This is a genomic window from Mesorhizobium sp. KR2-14, assembly GCF_040049255.1.
In the GTDB taxonomy this organism is placed as follows: Bacteria; Pseudomonadota; Alphaproteobacteria; order Rhizobiales; family Rhizobiaceae; genus Pseudaminobacter.
This window is the reverse complement of record NZ_JBDZDR010000009.1, coordinates 17,970-35,179: the sequence shown is the minus strand read 5'-3', so window position 1 is coordinate 35,179 and position 17,210 is coordinate 17,970. Positions and strand designations below refer to the sequence as shown.

14 protein-coding genes are annotated in these 17,210 nt (G+C 65.6%); 6 read left to right on the top strand and 8 right to left on the bottom strand.

Going from position 1 to position 17,210, the window contains the following annotated elements; all coding sequences use genetic code 11:
- Positions 1–49: 49 nt before the first annotated feature.
- The 3 genes from ABLE86_RS19510 to rpsU form a co-directional block, all read right to left on the bottom strand.
- Complete coding sequence (locus ABLE86_RS19510; protein WP_348780653.1) at positions 50–538, bottom strand: DUF992 domain-containing protein; 489 nt, start codon at positions 536–538, stop codon at positions 50–52.
- A gap of 195 nt (positions 539–733) precedes the next feature.
- Positions 734–1,579: a tetratricopeptide repeat protein gene (locus ABLE86_RS19505; RefSeq protein ID WP_348780652.1), complete on the bottom strand. Its 846-nt coding sequence runs from the start codon at positions 1,577–1,579 to the stop codon at positions 734–736.
- Between the two features lie 146 nt (positions 1,580–1,725).
- Positions 1,726–1,968 carry a 30S ribosomal protein S21 gene (gene rpsU, locus ABLE86_RS19500; protein WP_348780651.1) on the bottom strand — a complete coding sequence of 81 codons (243 nt, stop codon included), beginning with the start codon at positions 1,966–1,968 and terminating at the stop codon, positions 1,726–1,728.
- A 390-nt stretch (positions 1,969–2,358) separates the two neighbouring features.
- Between rpsU and ABLE86_RS19495 the strand changes: the two genes are divergently transcribed.
- From ABLE86_RS19495 to ABLE86_RS19475, 5 genes are read left to right on the top strand one after another with little or no spacing between them, the layout of a single operon-like run.
- On the top strand, positions 2,359–3,612 hold the full coding sequence (locus ABLE86_RS19495) for a sarcosine oxidase subunit beta (protein WP_348780650.1): 1,254 nt from the start codon (positions 2,359–2,361) through the stop codon (positions 3,610–3,612).
- 18 nt (positions 3,613–3,630) lie between these two features.
- Positions 3,631–4,023, top strand: coding sequence for a sarcosine oxidase subunit delta (locus tag ABLE86_RS19490; protein WP_348780649.1), 393 nt, complete (start codon positions 3,631–3,633; stop codon positions 4,021–4,023).
- Positions 4,023–7,013, top strand: a complete 2,991-nt coding sequence (locus ABLE86_RS19485; protein WP_348780648.1) for a sarcosine oxidase subunit alpha — start codon at positions 4,023–4,025, stop codon at positions 7,011–7,013. Before ABLE86_RS19490 ends, ABLE86_RS19485 begins: the two co-directional genes overlap by 1 nt.
- Complete coding sequence (locus ABLE86_RS19480) at positions 7,006–7,578, top strand: sarcosine oxidase subunit gamma (RefSeq protein ID WP_348780647.1); 573 nt, start codon at positions 7,006–7,008, stop codon at positions 7,576–7,578. The genes ABLE86_RS19485 and ABLE86_RS19480 overlap by 8 nt, the downstream gene beginning before the upstream one ends.
- Before the next feature lie 60 nt (positions 7,579–7,638).
- Positions 7,639–7,836: a hypothetical protein gene (locus ABLE86_RS19475; RefSeq protein WP_348780646.1), complete on the top strand. Its 198-nt coding sequence runs from the start codon at positions 7,639–7,641 to the stop codon at positions 7,834–7,836.
- Positions 7,837–7,916: 80 nt separating this feature from the next.
- Here ABLE86_RS19475 and ABLE86_RS19470 read toward each other — a convergent pair whose 3' ends face one another.
- Positions 7,917–9,803 (bottom strand): MFS transporter, encoded by a 1,887-nt coding sequence (locus tag ABLE86_RS19470; protein ID WP_348780645.1) that lies wholly within the window; start codon positions 9,801–9,803, stop codon positions 7,917–7,919.
- 172 nt (positions 9,804–9,975) lie between these two features.
- On the bottom strand, positions 9,976–10,467 hold the full coding sequence (locus ABLE86_RS19465) for a MaoC family dehydratase (RefSeq protein WP_348780644.1): 492 nt from the start codon (positions 10,465–10,467) through the stop codon (positions 9,976–9,978).
- A gap of 216 nt (positions 10,468–10,683) precedes the next feature.
- On the opposite strand from ABLE86_RS19465, the gene ABLE86_RS19460 reads away from it, so the two are divergent.
- Positions 10,684–11,718, top strand: a complete 1,035-nt coding sequence (locus tag ABLE86_RS19460; RefSeq protein WP_348780643.1) for a zinc-binding dehydrogenase — start codon at positions 10,684–10,686, stop codon at positions 11,716–11,718.
- A 34-nt stretch (positions 11,719–11,752) separates the two neighbouring features.
- Here ABLE86_RS19460 and ABLE86_RS19455 read toward each other — a convergent pair whose 3' ends face one another.
- The 3 genes from ABLE86_RS19455 to ABLE86_RS19445 form a co-directional block, all read right to left on the bottom strand.
- Positions 11,753–14,881, bottom strand: coding sequence for an efflux RND transporter permease subunit (locus tag ABLE86_RS19455; protein ID WP_348780642.1), 3,129 nt, complete (start codon positions 14,879–14,881; stop codon positions 11,753–11,755).
- A 13-nt stretch (positions 14,882–14,894) separates the two neighbouring features.
- Positions 14,895–16,070: an efflux RND transporter periplasmic adaptor subunit gene (locus tag ABLE86_RS19450; protein WP_348780641.1), complete on the bottom strand. Its 1,176-nt coding sequence runs from the start codon at positions 16,068–16,070 to the stop codon at positions 14,895–14,897.
- 216 nt (positions 16,071–16,286) lie between these two features.
- Entirely contained in the window at positions 16,287–17,114 is an 828-nt protein-coding gene (locus ABLE86_RS19445) for a MurR/RpiR family transcriptional regulator (protein WP_348780640.1), read from the bottom strand.
- Positions 17,115–17,210 lie beyond the last annotated feature (96 nt).

Here is a 17,210-nt window from a genome sequence, read left to right as displayed (position 1 = left end):
GCGCAGAGGCGCCGGCGCCACTGCCGGCCACATGGGACCGAGCGTCGGCCTACTGAGCGCTGACCAGCTGCAGCTTCGAGGCGGTGACGGCAGCGTTGACGCCGGTTTGCGCCTGCACGCTGAGCGGTTGCAGGGCAAAGCTGTTCCAAAGCCCGCCGACCAGCAGATTGGCGCCCCCGCCGATGCCGGTGCTGGCTTCGGCCGTCGCGCCGACATAATAGCCGGCTAGTTGTCCCGGCATATAGGCGTCCCAGGTCGGAGCGATGACCCACCATACCAACCCACCGCCAGCGGTCAGGCCCACGTCGACGCCCAGCTTGTCGATGCGGCCGCGGTAGGTTTCAACCGGAACGTTCCTGTCAATGCTCTGGAACGTGCAGATCACGTCCTTGCTCGAGCCTATGATGTAGGCCGCCCCGCCGCCGATGGCGCAGCTGAGCGTGCCAACTCTGATGCCGAGTGCGTGCGCGGGCGTGGTGAAGGTTGGAGCAGCCACGGTGGCGGCCAGCACGGCGGCCGCAATAAGGGAGGTATTCATCGAGTTGATCCCTTCGCTTGTAAAAATCAATGATCGACAAAACCCGGCAGAATACCGCCGATTGCGGGGATAACCGGCGACCGCGTGCAAGGTTCCGCGCCGGCGGCACCACGATGAAAAATCCGCGAAAATGCAAACGCCCGGCAGGATTTCCGCCGGGCGCCGAGAATGGAACGGTCTTGCCGTGGGGGGCGGTCAGCCGCGCGTGCGGGCCAGGCCCTCGATGGCGGGCTTGTAGTTGGGGTCGAGCCTTGCGGCCTGCGAATAGGAGCGGGCGGCCTTGGCCTTGTCGCCGCGACGCTCGTAGATCAGCGCCTGGTTGGCCCAGCTCTCGGCGATGTTGCCGTCGAGCTTGATCGCCATGTTGAAGTCGGCGAAGGCGTTCTCCTCGTCGTTCGTGGCGAGGTAGGAAAGGCCGCGGCCGTTATAGGGCTCGGCCGCCTCGGGAGCCAGCGAGATCGCGGTGGAGAAATCCTCGATTGCATAGGCGTGCTGCCTCTGCTGCTGATAGATCAGGCCGCGATTGTGGTAGGCGCGAGGGTCGGTGGTGTCGAGCTGGATCGCCTTCTGGAAGTCGTTGAAGGCTTCCTGAACGCGCCCCGCCTTGCGGTAGAGATTGCCGCGGCCGATATAGGCGGCATCGTAATTGGGATTGAGCTGGACAGCGCGGTTGTAGTCGCTGAGAGCATTGGCCTGGTTGCCCATGAAGCGATGGATCAGGGCGCGGTTGGCATAGGCCTGGTAGAAATTCGGGCGCAGCTGGATGGCGGTGTCGAAGTCTTGCAGGGCTTCGCGATACTTGCCGCCGCGGCCATAGGCCGAGCCGCGCACATTGTAGGCTTCCGGGTCCTGTGGGTTGCGAGCGATGACCGCCGAAAGCGAGGCGATGTTCTCGCTGGAGCTCTGCGCCGTGTCGATTTTCGTGAGTTCGCCGGCGGGGCCGCCGGTCTGGCAGGCGGCGAGTGCGAGGCCGGAAAGCATCACCGCGATCGTGGCTGGTCCGCGCCAGAAGATCCTGCGGTCGCCGGTCACTGCTTGCATCGCGTCATCCCCCTTCCAGCCGCCGGAGGTGTGCTCCCCTGCGGCAAATCACTGTTCTCAGATTTCAACCAAAACAAAAAGGTGGCGGTGACAGCGTGTCACCCCACCTTCCGCTATCCTTGGAAAAGGACGAAAACTTGGCGAGATCAACGCGCCGGGCGGGCAGCCGGACGCGGCGCCATCGGCAGCAGGCCTTCGCGCTGGGCGCGCTTGCGGGCCAGCTTGCGGGCGCGGCGGACGGCTTCGGCCTTTTCACGGGCGCGCTTTTCGGAAGGCTTCTCGTAGTGGCCGCGCATCTTCATTTCGCGGAAGATGCCTTCACGCTGCATCTTTTTCTTGAGCGCGCGAAGCGCCTGATCAACATTGTTGTCGCGGACGAGTACCTGCACGGGCGATCCTGTCTTTCGTTTGATTCAATAAAGCGGGGCACGCTACAACTGCTTTCGCAGCGGTCACCACCGCGAATTGGGGCGGCTGATAGCAGAATCAAGGGGGCATGTCGAGAGGGGTAGAGCAAAAGCCCCGAAAAGCCTGCCCAAAAAAGCGCATGCGGAGTGGACAAATCACTCGTCTGTCCACTATGGCCGAGCGGGCGGCAAGGTCAATCGGAATTCTCCGCGAGCCCCGCTGGCGGCTGCCGGCAAAGCTGGGCCGCCGCATGGCCCAAAGCGGCATTCGCCGTCGCAAACAGCGCAAAGCTGGTACTGCCTTTTCGCTAGTGCTACACGTCGCCTCTGATTCAGAAACGCTCCCGTTCCGGCATTCACGAGATCAAGTCCATGCGGAAATATTCGGTATTTGCCATCGCGCGCGAAGCCATGCGCGGCCACAAGGGCTGGGAGGAGCAGTGGTCCTCGCCCGAGCCGAAGGCCGAATACGACGTCATCATCATCGGCGCCGGCGGTCACGGCCTGGCCACCGCCTACTACCTGGCCAAGGAGCACGGCATCACCAATGTGGCAGTGCTGGAGAAGGGCTGGCTCGGCGGCGGCAACACCGGCCGCAACACCACCATCATCCGTTCCAACTATCTCTATGATGAGTCGGCCGGCATCTATGACCACGCCGTGAAGCTGTGGGACGGGCTCAGCCAGGACCTCAACTACAACGTCATGTATTCGGCGCGCGGCGTCATGATGCTGGCGCACAATGTGCATGATGTGCAGGTGCTCAAGCGTCATGTCCACGCGAACCGGCTCAACGGCGTCGACAACGAATACCTGACGTCCGAGCAGGCCAAGGAGTTCTGCCCGCCGCTCAACATCTCCAAGGATGCTCGTTATCCGGTGATGGGCGCCACGCTGCAGCGGCGCGGCGGCACGGCCCGCCACGACGCGGTGGCCTGGGGCTATGCACGCGGCGCCTCGGCACGCGGCGTCCACATCATCCAGAATTGCGAGGTCACCGGCATCAAGCGTGCGGCCAACGGCGCGGTGACCGGCGTCGAGACCTCGCGCGGCTTTATCGGCGCCAAGAAGGTGGGCGTGGTGGCGGCCGGCCACACCTCCGTGCTGATGGATATGGCAGGCGTGCGCATGCCGCTGGAAAGCTATCCGCTTCAGGCGCTGGTGTCGGAACCGGTCAAGCCGGTGTTCCCCTGCGTGGTGATGTCGAACACGGTGCATGCCTATATCTCGCAGTCCGACAAGGGCGAACTGGTGATCGGCGCCGGGACCGACCAGTACACTTCCTACTCTCAAACGGGTGGGCTCCATATCCTCAACCACACGCTCGACGCCATTTGCGAGATGTTCCCCATTTTCACGCGCATGAAGATGCTGCGTTCGTGGGGCGGAATCGTCGACGTGACGCCCGACCGCTCGCCGATCCTGGCCAAGACGCCGGTGCAGGGGCTCTACGTCAATTGCGGCTGGGGCACTGGCGGCTTCAAGGCGACGCCGGGCTCGGGCCATGTCTTTGCCCACACCATCGCGCGCGACGAGCCGCATCCGATCAACGCGCCGTTCACGCTGGAGCGCTTCCGCACCGGCCGTCTGATCGATGAGGCGGCAGCTGCCGCCGTGGCTCACTGATCACCAAGGGGGACAAAAATGCTTCTCATCCGCTGCCCCTATTGCGAGGAAGAGCGTCCGGAACTCGAGTTCCGCAACGCCGGTGAAGCGCATATCGCGCGCTCGTCCAACATGGCCGAGCTGAGCGACGAGGACTTCGAGAAGTTCTTCTTCATCCGCTCCAATCCGAAGGGCATCACCTTCGAGCGCTGGCGCCATGTGCATGGCTGCGCGCGCTTCTTCAACGCGGTGCGCGACACCGTGACCGACAAGTTCGTCGTGACCTACAAGGCTGGCGAGCCCAAGCCGGACCTCGCCAAGATCATGCCGAGCGAGGCGCCGGCGGCCGAGGCCGCGCAGAACGACGCCCAGGAAGACAAAGCCAAGAAGCCGGCGGCGAAGAAAGCCACCGCAAAGAAGGGAGACGCGTGATGGCCGCCACGCACCGCATTGCAGGCCAGGGCCGGCTGACCCCGGCAAGGACCTTGCGTTTCACCTTCGATGGTCAGCACCTTTCGGGCGTTGCCGGCGACACGCTGGCCTCGGCCTTGCTTGCCAACGGCATCCATCTGGTCGGCCGTTCGTTCAAGTATCACCGCCCGCGCGGCATTCTCTCAGCCGGCGCCGAGGAGCCGAACGCGCTGGTCGGCATCGAACGCGACGCCACGCGCAAGACGCCGAACGTGCGCGCCACGGTGCAGGAGCTTTATGACGGGCTCAACGCCACCTCGCAGAACCGCTGGCCGTCGTTGTCCTTCGACGTCGGCGCGGTCAACGATCTGGCTTCGCCGATGTTTTCGGCCGGCTTCTACTACAAGACGTTCATGTGGCCGAAGGCGGCCTGGAAGAGCTTTTATGAGCCGAAGATCCGCGCCGCGGCGGGCCTCGGCGTGGCGCCCGACCAGCCCGATTCCGACCACTACTCCTCGCGCTTCGAGCATTGCGAGGTGCTGGTTCTGGGCGGCGGTGCGGCCGGCATCGCGGCGGCCCTCGCAGCGGCCGAGACCGGCGTGCGCGTGATCCTGGCTGACGAGCAGGCCGAATTCGGCGGGAGCTTGCGCTTTGAAGCGGGAGCTGCGATCGACGGCACCGACGGCTGGAGCTGGGCGCAGGCCGCCGTGGCGAAGCTTTCGGCCATGGACAATGTGCGTCTGCTGTCGCGCACCACCGCCTTCGGTTACTACGCGCAGAACTTCGTCGGCCTCGTCGAGCGCGTGACCGACCATCTGGCAACTCCCGACCGCGACCTGCCGCGCGAGCGGTTGTGGCAGGTGCGGGCCAAGCGCATGGTGCTGGCCACCGGCGCCATCGAGCGCCACATGGTGTTTGCCGACAACGACCGCCCGGGCGTGATGCTGGCTTCGGCCGCTCGCACCTATCTCAACCACTACGGCGTTTCGGTGGGCAAGAATGTCGGCGTCTACACTGCCAATGACAGCGCCTATGCGGCCGCCCTCGACCTGAAGAAGGCCGGTGTGAACATCGCGGCCATCGTCGACCTGCGCGACAACCCCTCCGGCCCGCTGGTCGAGGAGGCGCGCGCGCTGGGCATCGAGATCAACCATGGCCGCGCCGTCATCCGCACCGGCGGCCGCCTGCGCGTGTCGTCCATGACCATCCAGCCCAAGAACGGCGGTGGCGAGCGTACCATTCCCGTCGACGCGCTATTGATGTCGGCGGGCTGGACGCCCTCGGTGCACCTGTTCTCGCAGTCGCGCGGCAAGGTCGCCTTCGACGAGGAGACCAAGCGCTTCCTGCCGGGCACCTATGCCCAGGACTGCGTGTCGGTGGGCGCCTGCAACGGCACCGACGGGCTCGCGGGCAGCGTCGATGAAGCCTATGCGGCCGGTGCGAAGGTGGCGAGGGAAGCCGGCGGCGCCGGCAGGGGCACCAAGCCCAAGGTCGAGGCGAGCGAAAGCTGGTCGCGCGGCATGCTGGGCGCCGGCCCGGGCGCCGGCCCGGACACGACCGTGAAGGCCTTCGTCGACTTCCAGAACGACGTCACCGCCAAGGACATCCGCCTTGCCGTGCGCGAGGGCATGCACTCCATCGAGCACGTCAAGCGCTTCACCACCAACGGCATGGCGACCGACCAGGGCAAGACTTCCAACATGCACGGCCTGGCGATTGCCGCCGAGACGCTGGACAAGCCGATCCCGCAGGTGGGGCTCACCACCTTCCGCGCGCCCTATACGCCGGTGACCTTCGGCGCAATCGTCAACCACGGGCGCGGCGCGTTGTTCGACCCGACCCGCAAAACGCCGATGCATGGCTGGGCCGAGGCCCATGGCGCGGTGTTCGAGGATGTCGGCCAGTGGAAGCGCGCCTGGTATTTCCCAAGGGCCGGCGAGGACATGCATGCCGCCGTCAACCGCGAATGCGCGACCGTGCGCAGGTCGGCCGGCATGTTCGACGCCTCCACGCTCGGCAAGATCGAGGTGGTGGGCCCGGATGCGGCCAAGTTCATGGAGCTGCTCTACACCAATCCGTGGGAGAAGCTCGAAGTCGGCCGCTGCCGCTATGGCATCATGCTGCGCGAGGACGGCTTTATCTATGACGACGGCGTGGTGGGCCGGCTGGCGGCGGACCGCTTCCACGTGACGACCACGACCGGCGGCGCTGCCCGCGTGATGAACCACATGGAGGATTACCTCCAGACCGAGTTCCCGCATCTCGACGTCTGGCTGACCTCGATCTCCGAACAGTGGGCGGTGATTGCGGTCCAGGGCCCGAACTCGCGCAAGATCATCGAGCCGCTGGTCGAGGGCATCGACCTGTCGGACGAAGCGATGCCGCATATGTCGGTGCGCGAGGGCAAGATCTGCGGCGTGCCGACGAGGCTCTTCCGCATGTCGTTCACCGGCGAGCGCGGCTTCGAGGTCAACGTACCGGCCGATTACGGTCAGGCAGTGTGGGAAGCGCTGTGGGCCGAGGGCCAGAAGCACGGCGCCTGCACCTACGGCACCGAGGCCATGCACGTGCTGCGCGCCGAGAAGGGCTACATCATCGTCGGCCAGGATACCGACGGCACCGTGACGCCGAACGACGCTGGGCTCGACTGGGCGGTCGGCAAGAAGAAGACCGACTTTGTCGGCATTCGCGGCATGGCGCGGCCCGACCTCGTGGGCAAGGGCCGCAAGCAGCTTGTCGGGCTGAAGGCGAAGGACCCGAAGGAGGTGCTGGAGGAGGGCGCGCAGATCGTAGCTGACCCGAAGCAGCCGGTGCCGATGAAGATGATCGGCCATGTCACCTCTAGCTACTGGTCGGAAAACTGCGGCCGTGGCATCGCGCTGGCGCTGGTGACGGACGGACGCGACCGCATCGGCCAGACGCTTTACGTGCCGATGCCCGACCGCATCATCGAGGTGGAAGTGACCGGCACCGTGTTCTTCGACGAGAAGGGAGAGCGCCTCAATGGCTAATGCTGCGACTGCAACAACCGTGGCCATGGCCGCGCGCGCACCGGCACAGGCCGGCCGCGAGTTCTCCGCCAAGGGCGTCAAGCTGGCCGTTCTTGCGCCGGCCGAGCGCATTTCGCTGCGCGCGCCGGCAGCCTCCGTGGCCGCGCTTTCCAAGGCGCTCGGGCTGACGCTGCCCAAGGCGCCGAAGACGTCGGCTACCAAGGACGGCCGCACCGCGCTCTGGCTCGGCCCGGACGAATGGATGGTGATCGACGAGGCCGGCGGCGACCCGCTGGCGGACTGCGCCGGCGTCAAGCAGTTGCATTCGGCGGTCGGCATATCGCACCGCAACGTCGGCATCTCGGTGACCGGGCCGGCGGCGGCTGCCTGCATCAACGCCGGCTGCCCGCAGGACCTGTCGCTGGCGGCGTTCCCGGTCGGGGCCTGCTCGCGCACCGTGCTCGGCAAGGTCGAGATCGTTCTGCTGCGCACGGCGGAAGATGCTTTCCGCGTCGAGTGCTGGCGTTCGTTTTCGGATTACGTCTTCGCCTTCCTGGCGCAGGCGGCGACCGACGCGGCCGCCTGAGGCGCGGAACCTTAGATACACGGCTGGCGTTTGTCCTCTGAAGCAAGGAGGGTAAGCGCCATGCCGAAACCAACCCAGCAACCGAGTCCCGAAGCCAAGAAATCTCCTGCCGTGCGCTCACTGGAAAAGGAGCAGCGCGCGCAAGAGGAGACGAAGGAAGAAAAGCTCGAGGAAGGCCTGGAAGACACGTTCCCGGCCAGCGATCCGGTTTCCGTCATCTCGACCTCTATTCCCGGCGGGCCGAAGCCAAAGAAATAGCCGGCCCATCTCCCCCGCGAAAAAAGCATGAAAGCCCCGGCGCATGGCTTGCGGCCGGGGCTTCTTGGTCCTCGCTGCGCCTAGTCGATGGCGTGGAGGTCGATGCCCTTGGTTTCTTTCACGAAAATCATGCCGATGATGAAGGTCATCGCCGCAACCACGATTGGATACCAGAGGCCGTAGTAGATATCGCCCTTGTAGGCGCTCATGGCGAAGACGGTCGCCGGCAGCAGGCCGCCGAACCAGCCATTGCCGATGTGGTAGGGCAGCGACATGCCGGTGTAGCGGATGCGGGTCGGGAACATTTCGACCAGGATCGCGGCGATGGGCCCGTAGACCATGGTGACATAGATCACGAGGATGAACAGGATGCCGATGATCATCGGCCAGTTCACCGCCGCGGGGTTTGCGACCATCTTGAAGGCGCCGCTGGCGGGTATGGCGTAGACCGCCATTTCGGTCGCGCCACCGGCTTCTTCGGGCGTCAGCGCCTTGCTGGCTATCAGATCGGCCACGGGCACCATCGTCTTCTCGCCGGCGCGGATGGCGGCCGCGTCAAGTTTCAGTTCCGGGTTGGCAGCCACGAAGGCGTCGAGCTTGACGTCAGGCACCTTCGACGTCTCACGCATCAGCGGATAGCCGGCGTCATGCAGGGCGGTGTTCACCCCCTTGGCGAAGGCCGCTTGCTTGGCCTTGGCCTGGTCGCCGGCGGCGATTGCATCGTAGGATTCGATCGTCTCGTTGCCGATCCTGACCACTGCCGGAGTGCCGGGGGCCGCCGTCGCAACCACGTCATAAGGCACAGAGTTGTTGGTGAGGAACGCCGTGGCAATGTCGCAGGACGTGGTGAACTTTGCCGTGCCGGTCGGGTTGAACTGGAACTTGCAGTCGCCGGGTGCTGCGGTCACGTGCGCCTTCACATTCTGCTGAGCAGTGGCCAGCGCCGGGTTGGCGGCCCAGGTCATTGCCTTGAACAGCGGGAAGTAGGTGAGGACGGCCAGCGCCAGCCCGGCCATGATGATCGGCTTGCGGCCGATCTTGTCGGACAGCCAGCCGAAGACCACGAAGAAGATGGAGCCGATGGCCAGTGCGATCGCGATCATGACGTTGACCGAGAAGGCGTCGACCTTGAGCACGTTCTGCAGGAAGAACAGCGCGTAGAACTGGCCGCAATACCAGACCACGGCCTGGCCGGCGGTGAGGCCGAACAGGGCCAGCAGCGCGATCCTGGCGTTCTTCCACTGGCCGAAGGCCTCTTTCAGCGGCGCCTTGGAACCTCTGCCCTCCTGCTTCATGCGCTTGAAGGCCGGGGACTCGCTCAGCGACAGGCGAATCCACACCGAGATGCCGAGCAGCACCACCGAAACGATGAACGGGATGCGCCAGCCCCAGGCCTTGAAGACGTCCGGCCCGAGCCAGCTTTGCACCACCAGGATGATGATGAGCGACAGGAACAGGCCGAGCGTAGCGGTGGTCTGGATCCATGAGGTGTAATAGCCGCGCCGGTCGTTGGGCGCGTGTTCGGCAACATAGGTCGCCGCCCCGCCATATTCGCCGCCGAGCGCCAGCCCCTGCAGCATGCGTAGCGCTATCAGGATGACCGGCGCGGCAAATCCGATGGACGCCGAGCCCGGCAAGAGGCCGACCAGGAAGGTGGACGACCCCATGATCAGAATGGTGATGAGGAAGGTGTATTTACGGCCGACAAGGTCGCCGATGCGGCCGAACACCAGCGCGCCGAAGGGGCGCACCAGGAAGCCGGCGGCAAACGCCAGCAGCGCGAAGATGTTGCGCGTGGCCTCCGGATACTCGCTGAAGAAGGCGGCGCCGATGAAGACCGCCAGCGAGCCGTAGAGGTAGAAGTCGTACCATTCGAAGACGGTGCCCAGCGAGGAAGCGAAGATGACCTTCTTCTCCTCGCGGGTCATGCCGCGCGGGGACGAGCCCGCACTCGCGGTGACAGCCATTGTGTGTCCTCCCGGACGGTTCACCGTGGCTGCTCCCCGCACGCAAGGGAGAGCGGCCTCGGGTTAGCAAGACGATTTTACGCCTGCCATGGGAGGAGGGATAGCAATGCTTTGGTTTTACAACCTCGATCTAATGACGGGAGCGCGCTGCGGGCACGAATGGCGGCAGCGATCACCCCTGCGCCGGGGCTGCATCGTCTTGGGGCGCCACGAAAGTAAGCGTCAGCCATCGGGCGGTCAGAGCCGGCTTCTTCGAGTTTTCGATCTCGATGGTCACGTCGTGGCTGATCTGGATCCAGCCGGACGGCCGCACCTTCACGTCGGCGAGGAAGAAGCGGGTGCGGATGCGCGAACCGGTCTTCACCGGCGCGACGAATTTGAGGTTTTCGAAGCCCGCATTGATGCCCATGTCGCCGCCCTCGATGCGGGGGATGGTCTCGTAGGTCATGGCGGAGAGCAGCGACAGCGTCAGGAAACCGTGCGCAATGGTGCCGCCGAAGGGGGTCTCGCGCGCGGCGCGCGCCGGATCGCAATGGATGAACTGGTGGTCGTCGGTCGCATCGGCGAACTGGTCGATCATTGTCTGGGTGACCGTGCGCCAGGGTGAAACGCCGACCTCGGTGCCGACGCCGGACAGGAGCTGGTCGATGGTAATCGTCTTCAAGAAACTCGCCTCTTCAAGTCGGGGGCAGGGCGTTTCGTGCCCAAAGCGCAGCACAGATACAGCCTTGCGCCGTCATTGTCATCCGGGCGTGGGGAGCAGCCGGGTGTGGGCACGCACTCGGATTTCTAAGCCCGATATCGCGACGGCCTCGCCTTCGACACCCGTCGCCCCTATTCTTTCCGGCAGCCAGAAATTCGCCCTCAAGGGAGCTGTGTCATGGCCATTCCTTCCGACATGAACGCGCTGCTCGTGACCAATGACGGCTATGCGGCCACGCCTTCAGGCACGGTGCTCGAAGCGATGGAGCCCTATGTCGCCTTCGACCGCATCGCCGTACCACAGCCAAAAGGATCGCAGGTGCTGATCAAGGTGGGGCTCGCCGCGATCAATCCGTCCGACGTGATGTTCATCAAGGGGCAGTACGGCCAGCCGCGCGTGAAGGGCAGGCCGGCGGGCTTCGAGGGTGTCGGCACGGTGGTGGCCACGGGCGAAGACCCGGCGGCGCAGCAGATGGCGGGCAAGCGCGTGGCGTTTGCCACCGGCAGCTGGGGCTCGTGGGCCAACTATGCGATGACCGACGCTGCTGCCTGCATCCCGCTAATCGATGGCGTGCGCGACGAGGACGGCGCGGCGCTGATCGTCAACCCGCTCACGGCGCTCGCCATGTTCGACATCGTGCGCGAGGAGGGCCAGAAGGGTTTTGTCCTCACCGCCGGCGCCAGCCAGCTGTCGAAGTTGATCATGGGCGTGGCGGCGGACGAAGGGTTTCGCCCCATCGCGATCGTGCGGCGCGACGAACAGATCCCGCTTCTGAAGGAAGCCGGGGCGGCGCATGTGCTCAATGCCACGGCTGCGGATTTCCGCGCGGCGCTGGCGGCGGTGATGAAGGAGGAACAGCCGCGCATCTTCCTCGACGCGGTAACCGGGCCGCTGGCGGGCGCGATCTTCGACGCCATGCCGAAGCGGGCACGCTGGATCGTCTATGGCCGGCTCAACCCGGAGACCACGCCTATTCCGCAGCCCGGCCAGCTCATCTTCATGCAAAAGCGCATAGAGGGGTTCTGGCTGACCGAATGGATGCGGCACACGGCGCCCGAGCGCAAGATGCAGGCGGTGATGCAGGCACAGAGACGTTTTTCGGACGGGCGCTGGGCAACCAACGTGACGGCAGTGGTGCCGCTTGCCGAAGCGATGGAGCGCGTGCCGGCGGAACTCGCGAAACCGAATGGCAAGGTCTTTATCCGGCCGTAAGAGGCTTTCCCTCCCCCTCGAGGGGAGGCCGGCGCTACTCCGCCGGCTCGGTATTGGCGTAGGCAGCTTCCTGCAGCTCGCGCTTCAGGCGTGCCTCTTCCTCGACCTTCGGGGTGACGAAGCGGCCGAGAAGCAGATAGGCGACCGGGGTGAGGAACAGGGTCGAGGCCGTGGCGAGGCCGAGGCCGCCGACGATGACCCAGCCCAGCGCGATGCGCGCTTCCGCGCCGGCGCCGGAGGCCAGAACCAGCGGCAGGCCGCCGAGCACGGTGCAGATCATGGTCATCATCACCGGGCGCAGGCGGATGTTGGCGGCTTCCTCGATCGCCTCGCGCACGCCCATGCCGCGGTCGCGCAGCTGGTTGGCGAACTCAACGATGAGGATGCCGTTCTTGGCCATGATACCGACGAGCATGACGAGGCCGATCTGGCTGTAGGCGTTGAGGCTGGTGCCGGTGAGCAGCAGGGCGAACACCGCGCAGGCGAGGCCGAGCGGGACGGTGGCCATGATGATGACGGCGCTGACGAAGCTTTCGAACTGCGCCGCCAGCACCAAGAGGATGATGACCAGCGCAAAGCCGAACACGATCGTCATGCCGCTTGTGCTTTCGCCGAGCGTGGCGGCTTCCGCCAGCGGCACGAGCCGGCTGCCGGCCGGCAGCAGCGGTGCAGCGATCTGCTGGGCGCGTTTCAGCGCATCGCCCAGCGCGAAGTCGGGCGCGAGACTTGTGGTGATCGCCACCGAACGCATCTGCTGCTCGCGCGACAGCGATGGCGGCACGGCGCGCTCGGTGAGCCTGGCGATGGTGGCCATGGGCACATAGCGGCCGTCGCCTGTCCTGACAAAGATGTTTTCCAGGTCGGTCGGATCGTTGATCGGGTTGGTGGTGGAAACCAGCTTCACGTCGAAGCTGCGGTCGTCGATGAACACCTTGCCGATCTGGCGGCCGTCGAGCACGGCCTGGATAGCTTCGGAGAGACCGCTGATGTCTATGCCCAGGTCGGAGGCGCGCTCGCGGTCGAGCTCCACCGAGAGCTGCGGCTGAGTGGCGTCGGTCGTCAGGCGCGGCTGCTGGAAGCCGGGCTCCTTTTCCATTTCGGCGATGATCTTTCCCGCTGCGGCGCCGAGGTCGGCATAGCTGTTGCCGACGATGGCGAATTGGAGGCCGCTGCCGGCGCCGCGAATGCCTAGGCTGTTTGGCGCGATGGGGAAGGCACGCACGCCGGGCACCTGGGTGAGCAGGCCGCTGATTTGCGTTGCGATCTGCTGCTGCGTGCGCTCGCGCTTCTCCCATGGGGCAAGAGAGATGACCATAAAGCCGCTGTTGAACGAGCCGCCCTGGCCGGCGCTGGCGAAGGTGCTCTCGATCTCGCCGGAAACGCGCAGTGGCTGCAGCAGTTGCTCGATGCGGCTGACCTGCCGTGTGGTGTAGTCGAGGCTGACACCCTGCGGCGCGGAGATGCGCAGCATGATCATGGAGCGGTCTTCCGGCGGCGTCAGCTCCTGGCGGATGAGGCCGAAGGCGCCATAGGCAGCGCCGGCGAAGAGTATCGAAGCGATGACCACCAGCGCCGGCGCGTTGAGGCAGGCGGCGAGACAGCGACGGTAGAGGCCGGCAAGCATGGTGCCGACGCGACCGGCAACGCCGCTGTGGGCATGTTCGCCCGAGTGGCCGGCAAGCATGCGCGAGGCAAGCATGGGGCACAGCGACAGTGCGACCACGGCCGACAGCGACACCGAGATGGCGAGCACGAAGCCGAACTCGCGGAACAGGCCGCCCGTCTGGCCGGGCAGGAAGGAGAGCGGGATGAACACCGCCGCAAGAGTCGCCGTGGTGGCGACCACCGCGAAGAACACCTCCTGCGTGCCGAGCACGGCTGCGGCTCGCGGGCCGATGCCTTCGTTGCGGCGGCGCACGATGTTTTCCAGCACCACGATGGCATCGTCGACGACGAGGCCGGTGGCCAGCACCAGCGCCAGCAGGGTGAGGATGTTGATTGAGAAGCCGGCAAGATAAATCGCCGCGATGGTGCCGATCAGCGCCACCGGCATGGCCAGGCCCGGAATGAGCGTGGCGCGCCAGTCGAGCAGGAACACGTAGATGATGAGCAGGACGATCGAAACCGAAAGGATCAGCGCGATCTGCACCTCGTGCACCGCGCCCTTGACGAAGCTGGCGTCGTCGCTGGTGACGCGGATGGACATGCCCTGCGGCAAGGTCTGCTGGATCTTTTCGGCCGCCGCGCGCACGCCATCGGAAATATCGAGCGTATTGGACTGCGCCTGACGGATGATGCCAAGCCCGATGCCGGTCTTGCCGTCGGAGCGCAGCGAGGAGACGCCGATGTCGGGTCCGAGCGTGACGCTGGCGACATCGCCGAGCCGCGTGTTTTCGCCGAGCACCAGGTTCTCGAATGCTTCCGGTGTTGTCACCGAGGCGGTGGTGCGCACGATGATGCTCTGGGCATTGGTGCTCAGCGCGCCCGAGGGTGTGTCGAGCGCGATCGAGCCCAGCGCGTTGCGGATGTCGGCAACGGTTAGGCCAACGCTGGCGAGCCTGGTCTGGTCGACGTCGATGCGGAAGATCTTTTCGCGGTCGCCGTAGACCTGCACATCGGCCACGCCCGGCACCGCGGAGAGGGCATCGACGATCTGGTCTTCCACCAGGATCGTCATGTCCTCCACCGACATGGTGTCGGAGGTGACCGCCAGCCGCATGACCGCGTCGGCATTGGCGTCGGCCTTGACGATGCGTGGGGTGTCGGCGTTGTCCGGCAACTGGTTGGCGACCCGGCCGACGGCATCGCGCATGTCGGAGGCGGCGACGTCGAGGTTGACGCCGTCGCCGAACTCGACGGTGACGCGGCTGCGGCCGTAGGACGAGCTTGACGAGATCGACTTGACGCCGCTGACGCGCGAGACCGCGCCTTCGAGCACGGCAGTCAGCTCGCGGTCGATGGTCTCGGCCGCCGCACCTGAATAGTTGGTGGTGATGGTGATGACCGGCCGGTCGACGTCCGGCAGTTCGCGCACCTCCACGCCGAAGAAGGCGGCGAGGCCGGCGACGATGATGAGTACGTTGAGAACGAAGGCGAGGACCGGGCGGCGCACGAAAAGTGCTGTCGAGCCTTTTTCCTCGCCCCCCTTGTGCAATTCCGTCATGCCCCTCTCCGGTTCACGAGCCGCTGCCGGCGGCGGAGGTGCCATCGGGTGCGGAAGCCGGCGCGCGGGCAATGAGCAGCTCGGCGCCTTCGCGCACCACATGGATGCCTTCGGTCACCACCTCGTCGCCCGGCTTCAGGTCGGCTTCGACCAGCACGGCCTCGGAATTGCGCTGGACGACGCGCACCAGAGTGCGCCGGGCCTTGCCGTCGCGGATTGCCCAGACAAAGGCGCCGTCCGTGCCCCACTGAATGGCCAGCGGATCGACCGAGGGGTAAGTGTCGCCGGGAAAGCCCATGGCGACCTGGAACGACATGCCGGCGCGCAGGGCATCATCGGAATTGTCGATGCGGGCCTGAACGCGCAGCGTGCGGCTTTTCTCGTCAAGGCGGCTGTCGACCGCGCTGACCGTGCCGGCAAAGGACCGGCCGGGGTTCGATATCGGCGTGGCTTCAAGCTTCTGGCCGACGGAGACTGCGCCGGCAAATCGTTCCGGCACCCAGAAATCGATGACGATGGAGGAGCGGTCGTCGATGGTGGCGACGGTGGTCTGCTGCGTCACGTAATTTCCCGCCTCGATCGGCAGGATGCCGATGAAGCCGGAAATGGGAGCGACGATGGAGCGGCGCTCGAGCTTGAGCTCGGCGTCACGCTGGGCGAGTTCGGCATTGTGCAGTGCGACCTCGGCATCGGTGACCTGCACCAGGCTCGCAGTATTGGAGTTGCGCAGCGCCTGCATGCGCTCGAGCTTGGCCTTGGCGTCTGAAACCGCCAGCCTGGTGCGCTCCACCGCGATTTCCTCGGCCTGGGAATCGAGCCGCGCGATGACCGTGCCGGCCTCGACCAACGCACCCGAGGCAACGGCCACCTCCGTCATGCGCCCGGCCTCGTCCGGCGTGACCGCTACCGAGGCGTTTGCGCGGCCGGTGCCGATAGCCTGAAGCCTGTCGTTGATGGTGGCCGAAGCCACGGTCGCGCTCACCACGGCCGTCTGCGGCCCGCCGCGGCCGGCACCGCGCGCGCCGCCGGCTGCGGCGGTCGTGGCCTCGGTGCGCGATGCTGCTGCGTCCGCCCAGTCTATGCCCCAGCGCGCCAGCATTTCAGGCGCGCCCGGAAAGAAACGCACCCAGGCGGCCGCGGCAACCAGAAGGAGAACAAGGGCAAAAGCGATTTGTTTCCAGGCAGCCATCGGCACTCCAGGGGTCCCACACAACAATGTCTTTGGCGCCGCTCGCGCCTTCTCGGAAGGCGTGACGGCGAGGATTTTAGACGCAAAGCAGCGCAAAGTCAGTAGCGCGCCTTTATGACGGGTCGCTTGCCCCGGCGCACCTTAAATATCGGTAATTATTGGCGGTGCCTGGCCACGATCACGCGCGTAAGCCCTGCTTCGAGCGGCTTACCGGGCTCAGCGCAGCTCTTCCATCTCGCGGATGCGCCGGGCGCTTTCGGCTTCCAGCGCGCGCGTAAGCTCTCCGATCAGCGCCTCCGCAAACACGAATAGCGCCGCCGACGAATCCCATGAGGATGGAACCGCCGTTCGCCCGGCGATGACATAGCGTGCGAAGCGGGCGATCGGGGACAGCCACTGGTCGGTGACGAGAACGATCTCGACGCCGCGGGCATGCGCCTTCTCGGCCAGCCGGATCAGGCTGTCCTGATAGCGGCGGATGTCGAAGATCAAGAGCACGTCGCGCTTGCCCATGTCGATCAGGCGGTCGCGCCAGGTGCTTTCCTGGCCGGTGAGGTGAAACACATTGGGCCGCACGATGGTGAGATGGGCGGTCATGTATTGCGCCACCGGGTCGGTGAAGCGGCCGCCGATCAGGAAGATCTTGGCGCGTGGGTTGGCCAGCCGGGCGACGATTTCGCCCATCTGCCTTTCCGACACGTGGCGGAAGGTTTCGCGGATGTTGGTCAGCGTGGCTTCCAGCACCGGCGAGGTCTTGCCGCGATCGGGCGCCGGCTCCAGCACCGTGCGCGACAGCGGCGACTGAAGCTGCGCGGCCAGCTCGTCCTGCAGGGCCGCCTGGAATTCCGGATAGTTGTGAAAGCCAAGCCGCGCCACGAAGCGCAGGATGGTGGGGGAACTGACGCCCGCATGCTGGGAGAAATCCGCGACCGTCTTCAGGCCGATCAGCGGATAGTTGGCGACCAATGTCTGTGCCGCACGGCGTTCGCCGGCCGGCATGGTGTCCATGCGCTCGGAAATCAGTTCAGCGATGCTCGATGCCATCTCGCCCCCTTCGGCCCGGATCGAGGGGTTTTCGCCCGCTCGCGCTCCGTTGGTGCAGCCGCTGCACAAACCCATTTGACAAAGTCCGGGAATATG

Bases quoted from the DNA above. Each gene is read 5' to 3' on its own strand.
- ABLE86_RS19510 (WP_348780653.1), bottom strand. From the start codon at position 538: ATGAATACCTCCCTTATTGCGGCCGCCGTGCTGGCCGCCACCGTGGCT.
- ABLE86_RS19505 (WP_348780652.1), bottom strand. From the start codon at position 1,579: ATGCAAGCAGTGACCGGCGACCGCAGGATCTTCTGGCGCGGACCAGCC.
- ABLE86_RS19495 (WP_348780650.1), top strand. From the start codon at position 2,359: ATGCGGAAATATTCGGTATTTGCCATCGCGCGCGAAGCCATGCGCGGC.
- ABLE86_RS19490 (WP_348780649.1), top strand. From the start codon at position 3,631: ATGCTTCTCATCCGCTGCCCCTATTGCGAGGAAGAGCGTCCGGAACTC.
- ABLE86_RS19485 (WP_348780648.1), top strand. From the start codon at position 4,023: ATGGCCGCCACGCACCGCATTGCAGGCCAGGGCCGGCTGACCCCGGCA.
- ABLE86_RS19480 (WP_348780647.1), top strand. From the start codon at position 7,006: ATGGCTAATGCTGCGACTGCAACAACCGTGGCCATGGCCGCGCGCGCA.
- ABLE86_RS19475 (WP_348780646.1), top strand. From the start codon at position 7,639: ATGCCGAAACCAACCCAGCAACCGAGTCCCGAAGCCAAGAAATCTCCT.
- ABLE86_RS19470 (WP_348780645.1), bottom strand. From the start codon at position 9,803: ATGGCTGTCACCGCGAGTGCGGGCTCGTCCCCGCGCGGCATGACCCGC.
- ABLE86_RS19460 (WP_348780643.1), top strand. From the start codon at position 10,684: ATGGCCATTCCTTCCGACATGAACGCGCTGCTCGTGACCAATGACGGC.
- ABLE86_RS19455 (WP_348780642.1), bottom strand. From the start codon at position 14,881: ATGACGGAATTGCACAAGGGGGGCGAGGAAAAAGGCTCGACAGCACTT.
- ABLE86_RS19450 (WP_348780641.1), bottom strand. From the start codon at position 16,070: ATGGCTGCCTGGAAACAAATCGCTTTTGCCCTTGTTCTCCTTCTGGTT.
- ABLE86_RS19445 (WP_348780640.1), bottom strand. From the start codon at position 17,114: ATGGCATCGAGCATCGCTGAACTGATTTCCGAGCGCATGGACACCATG.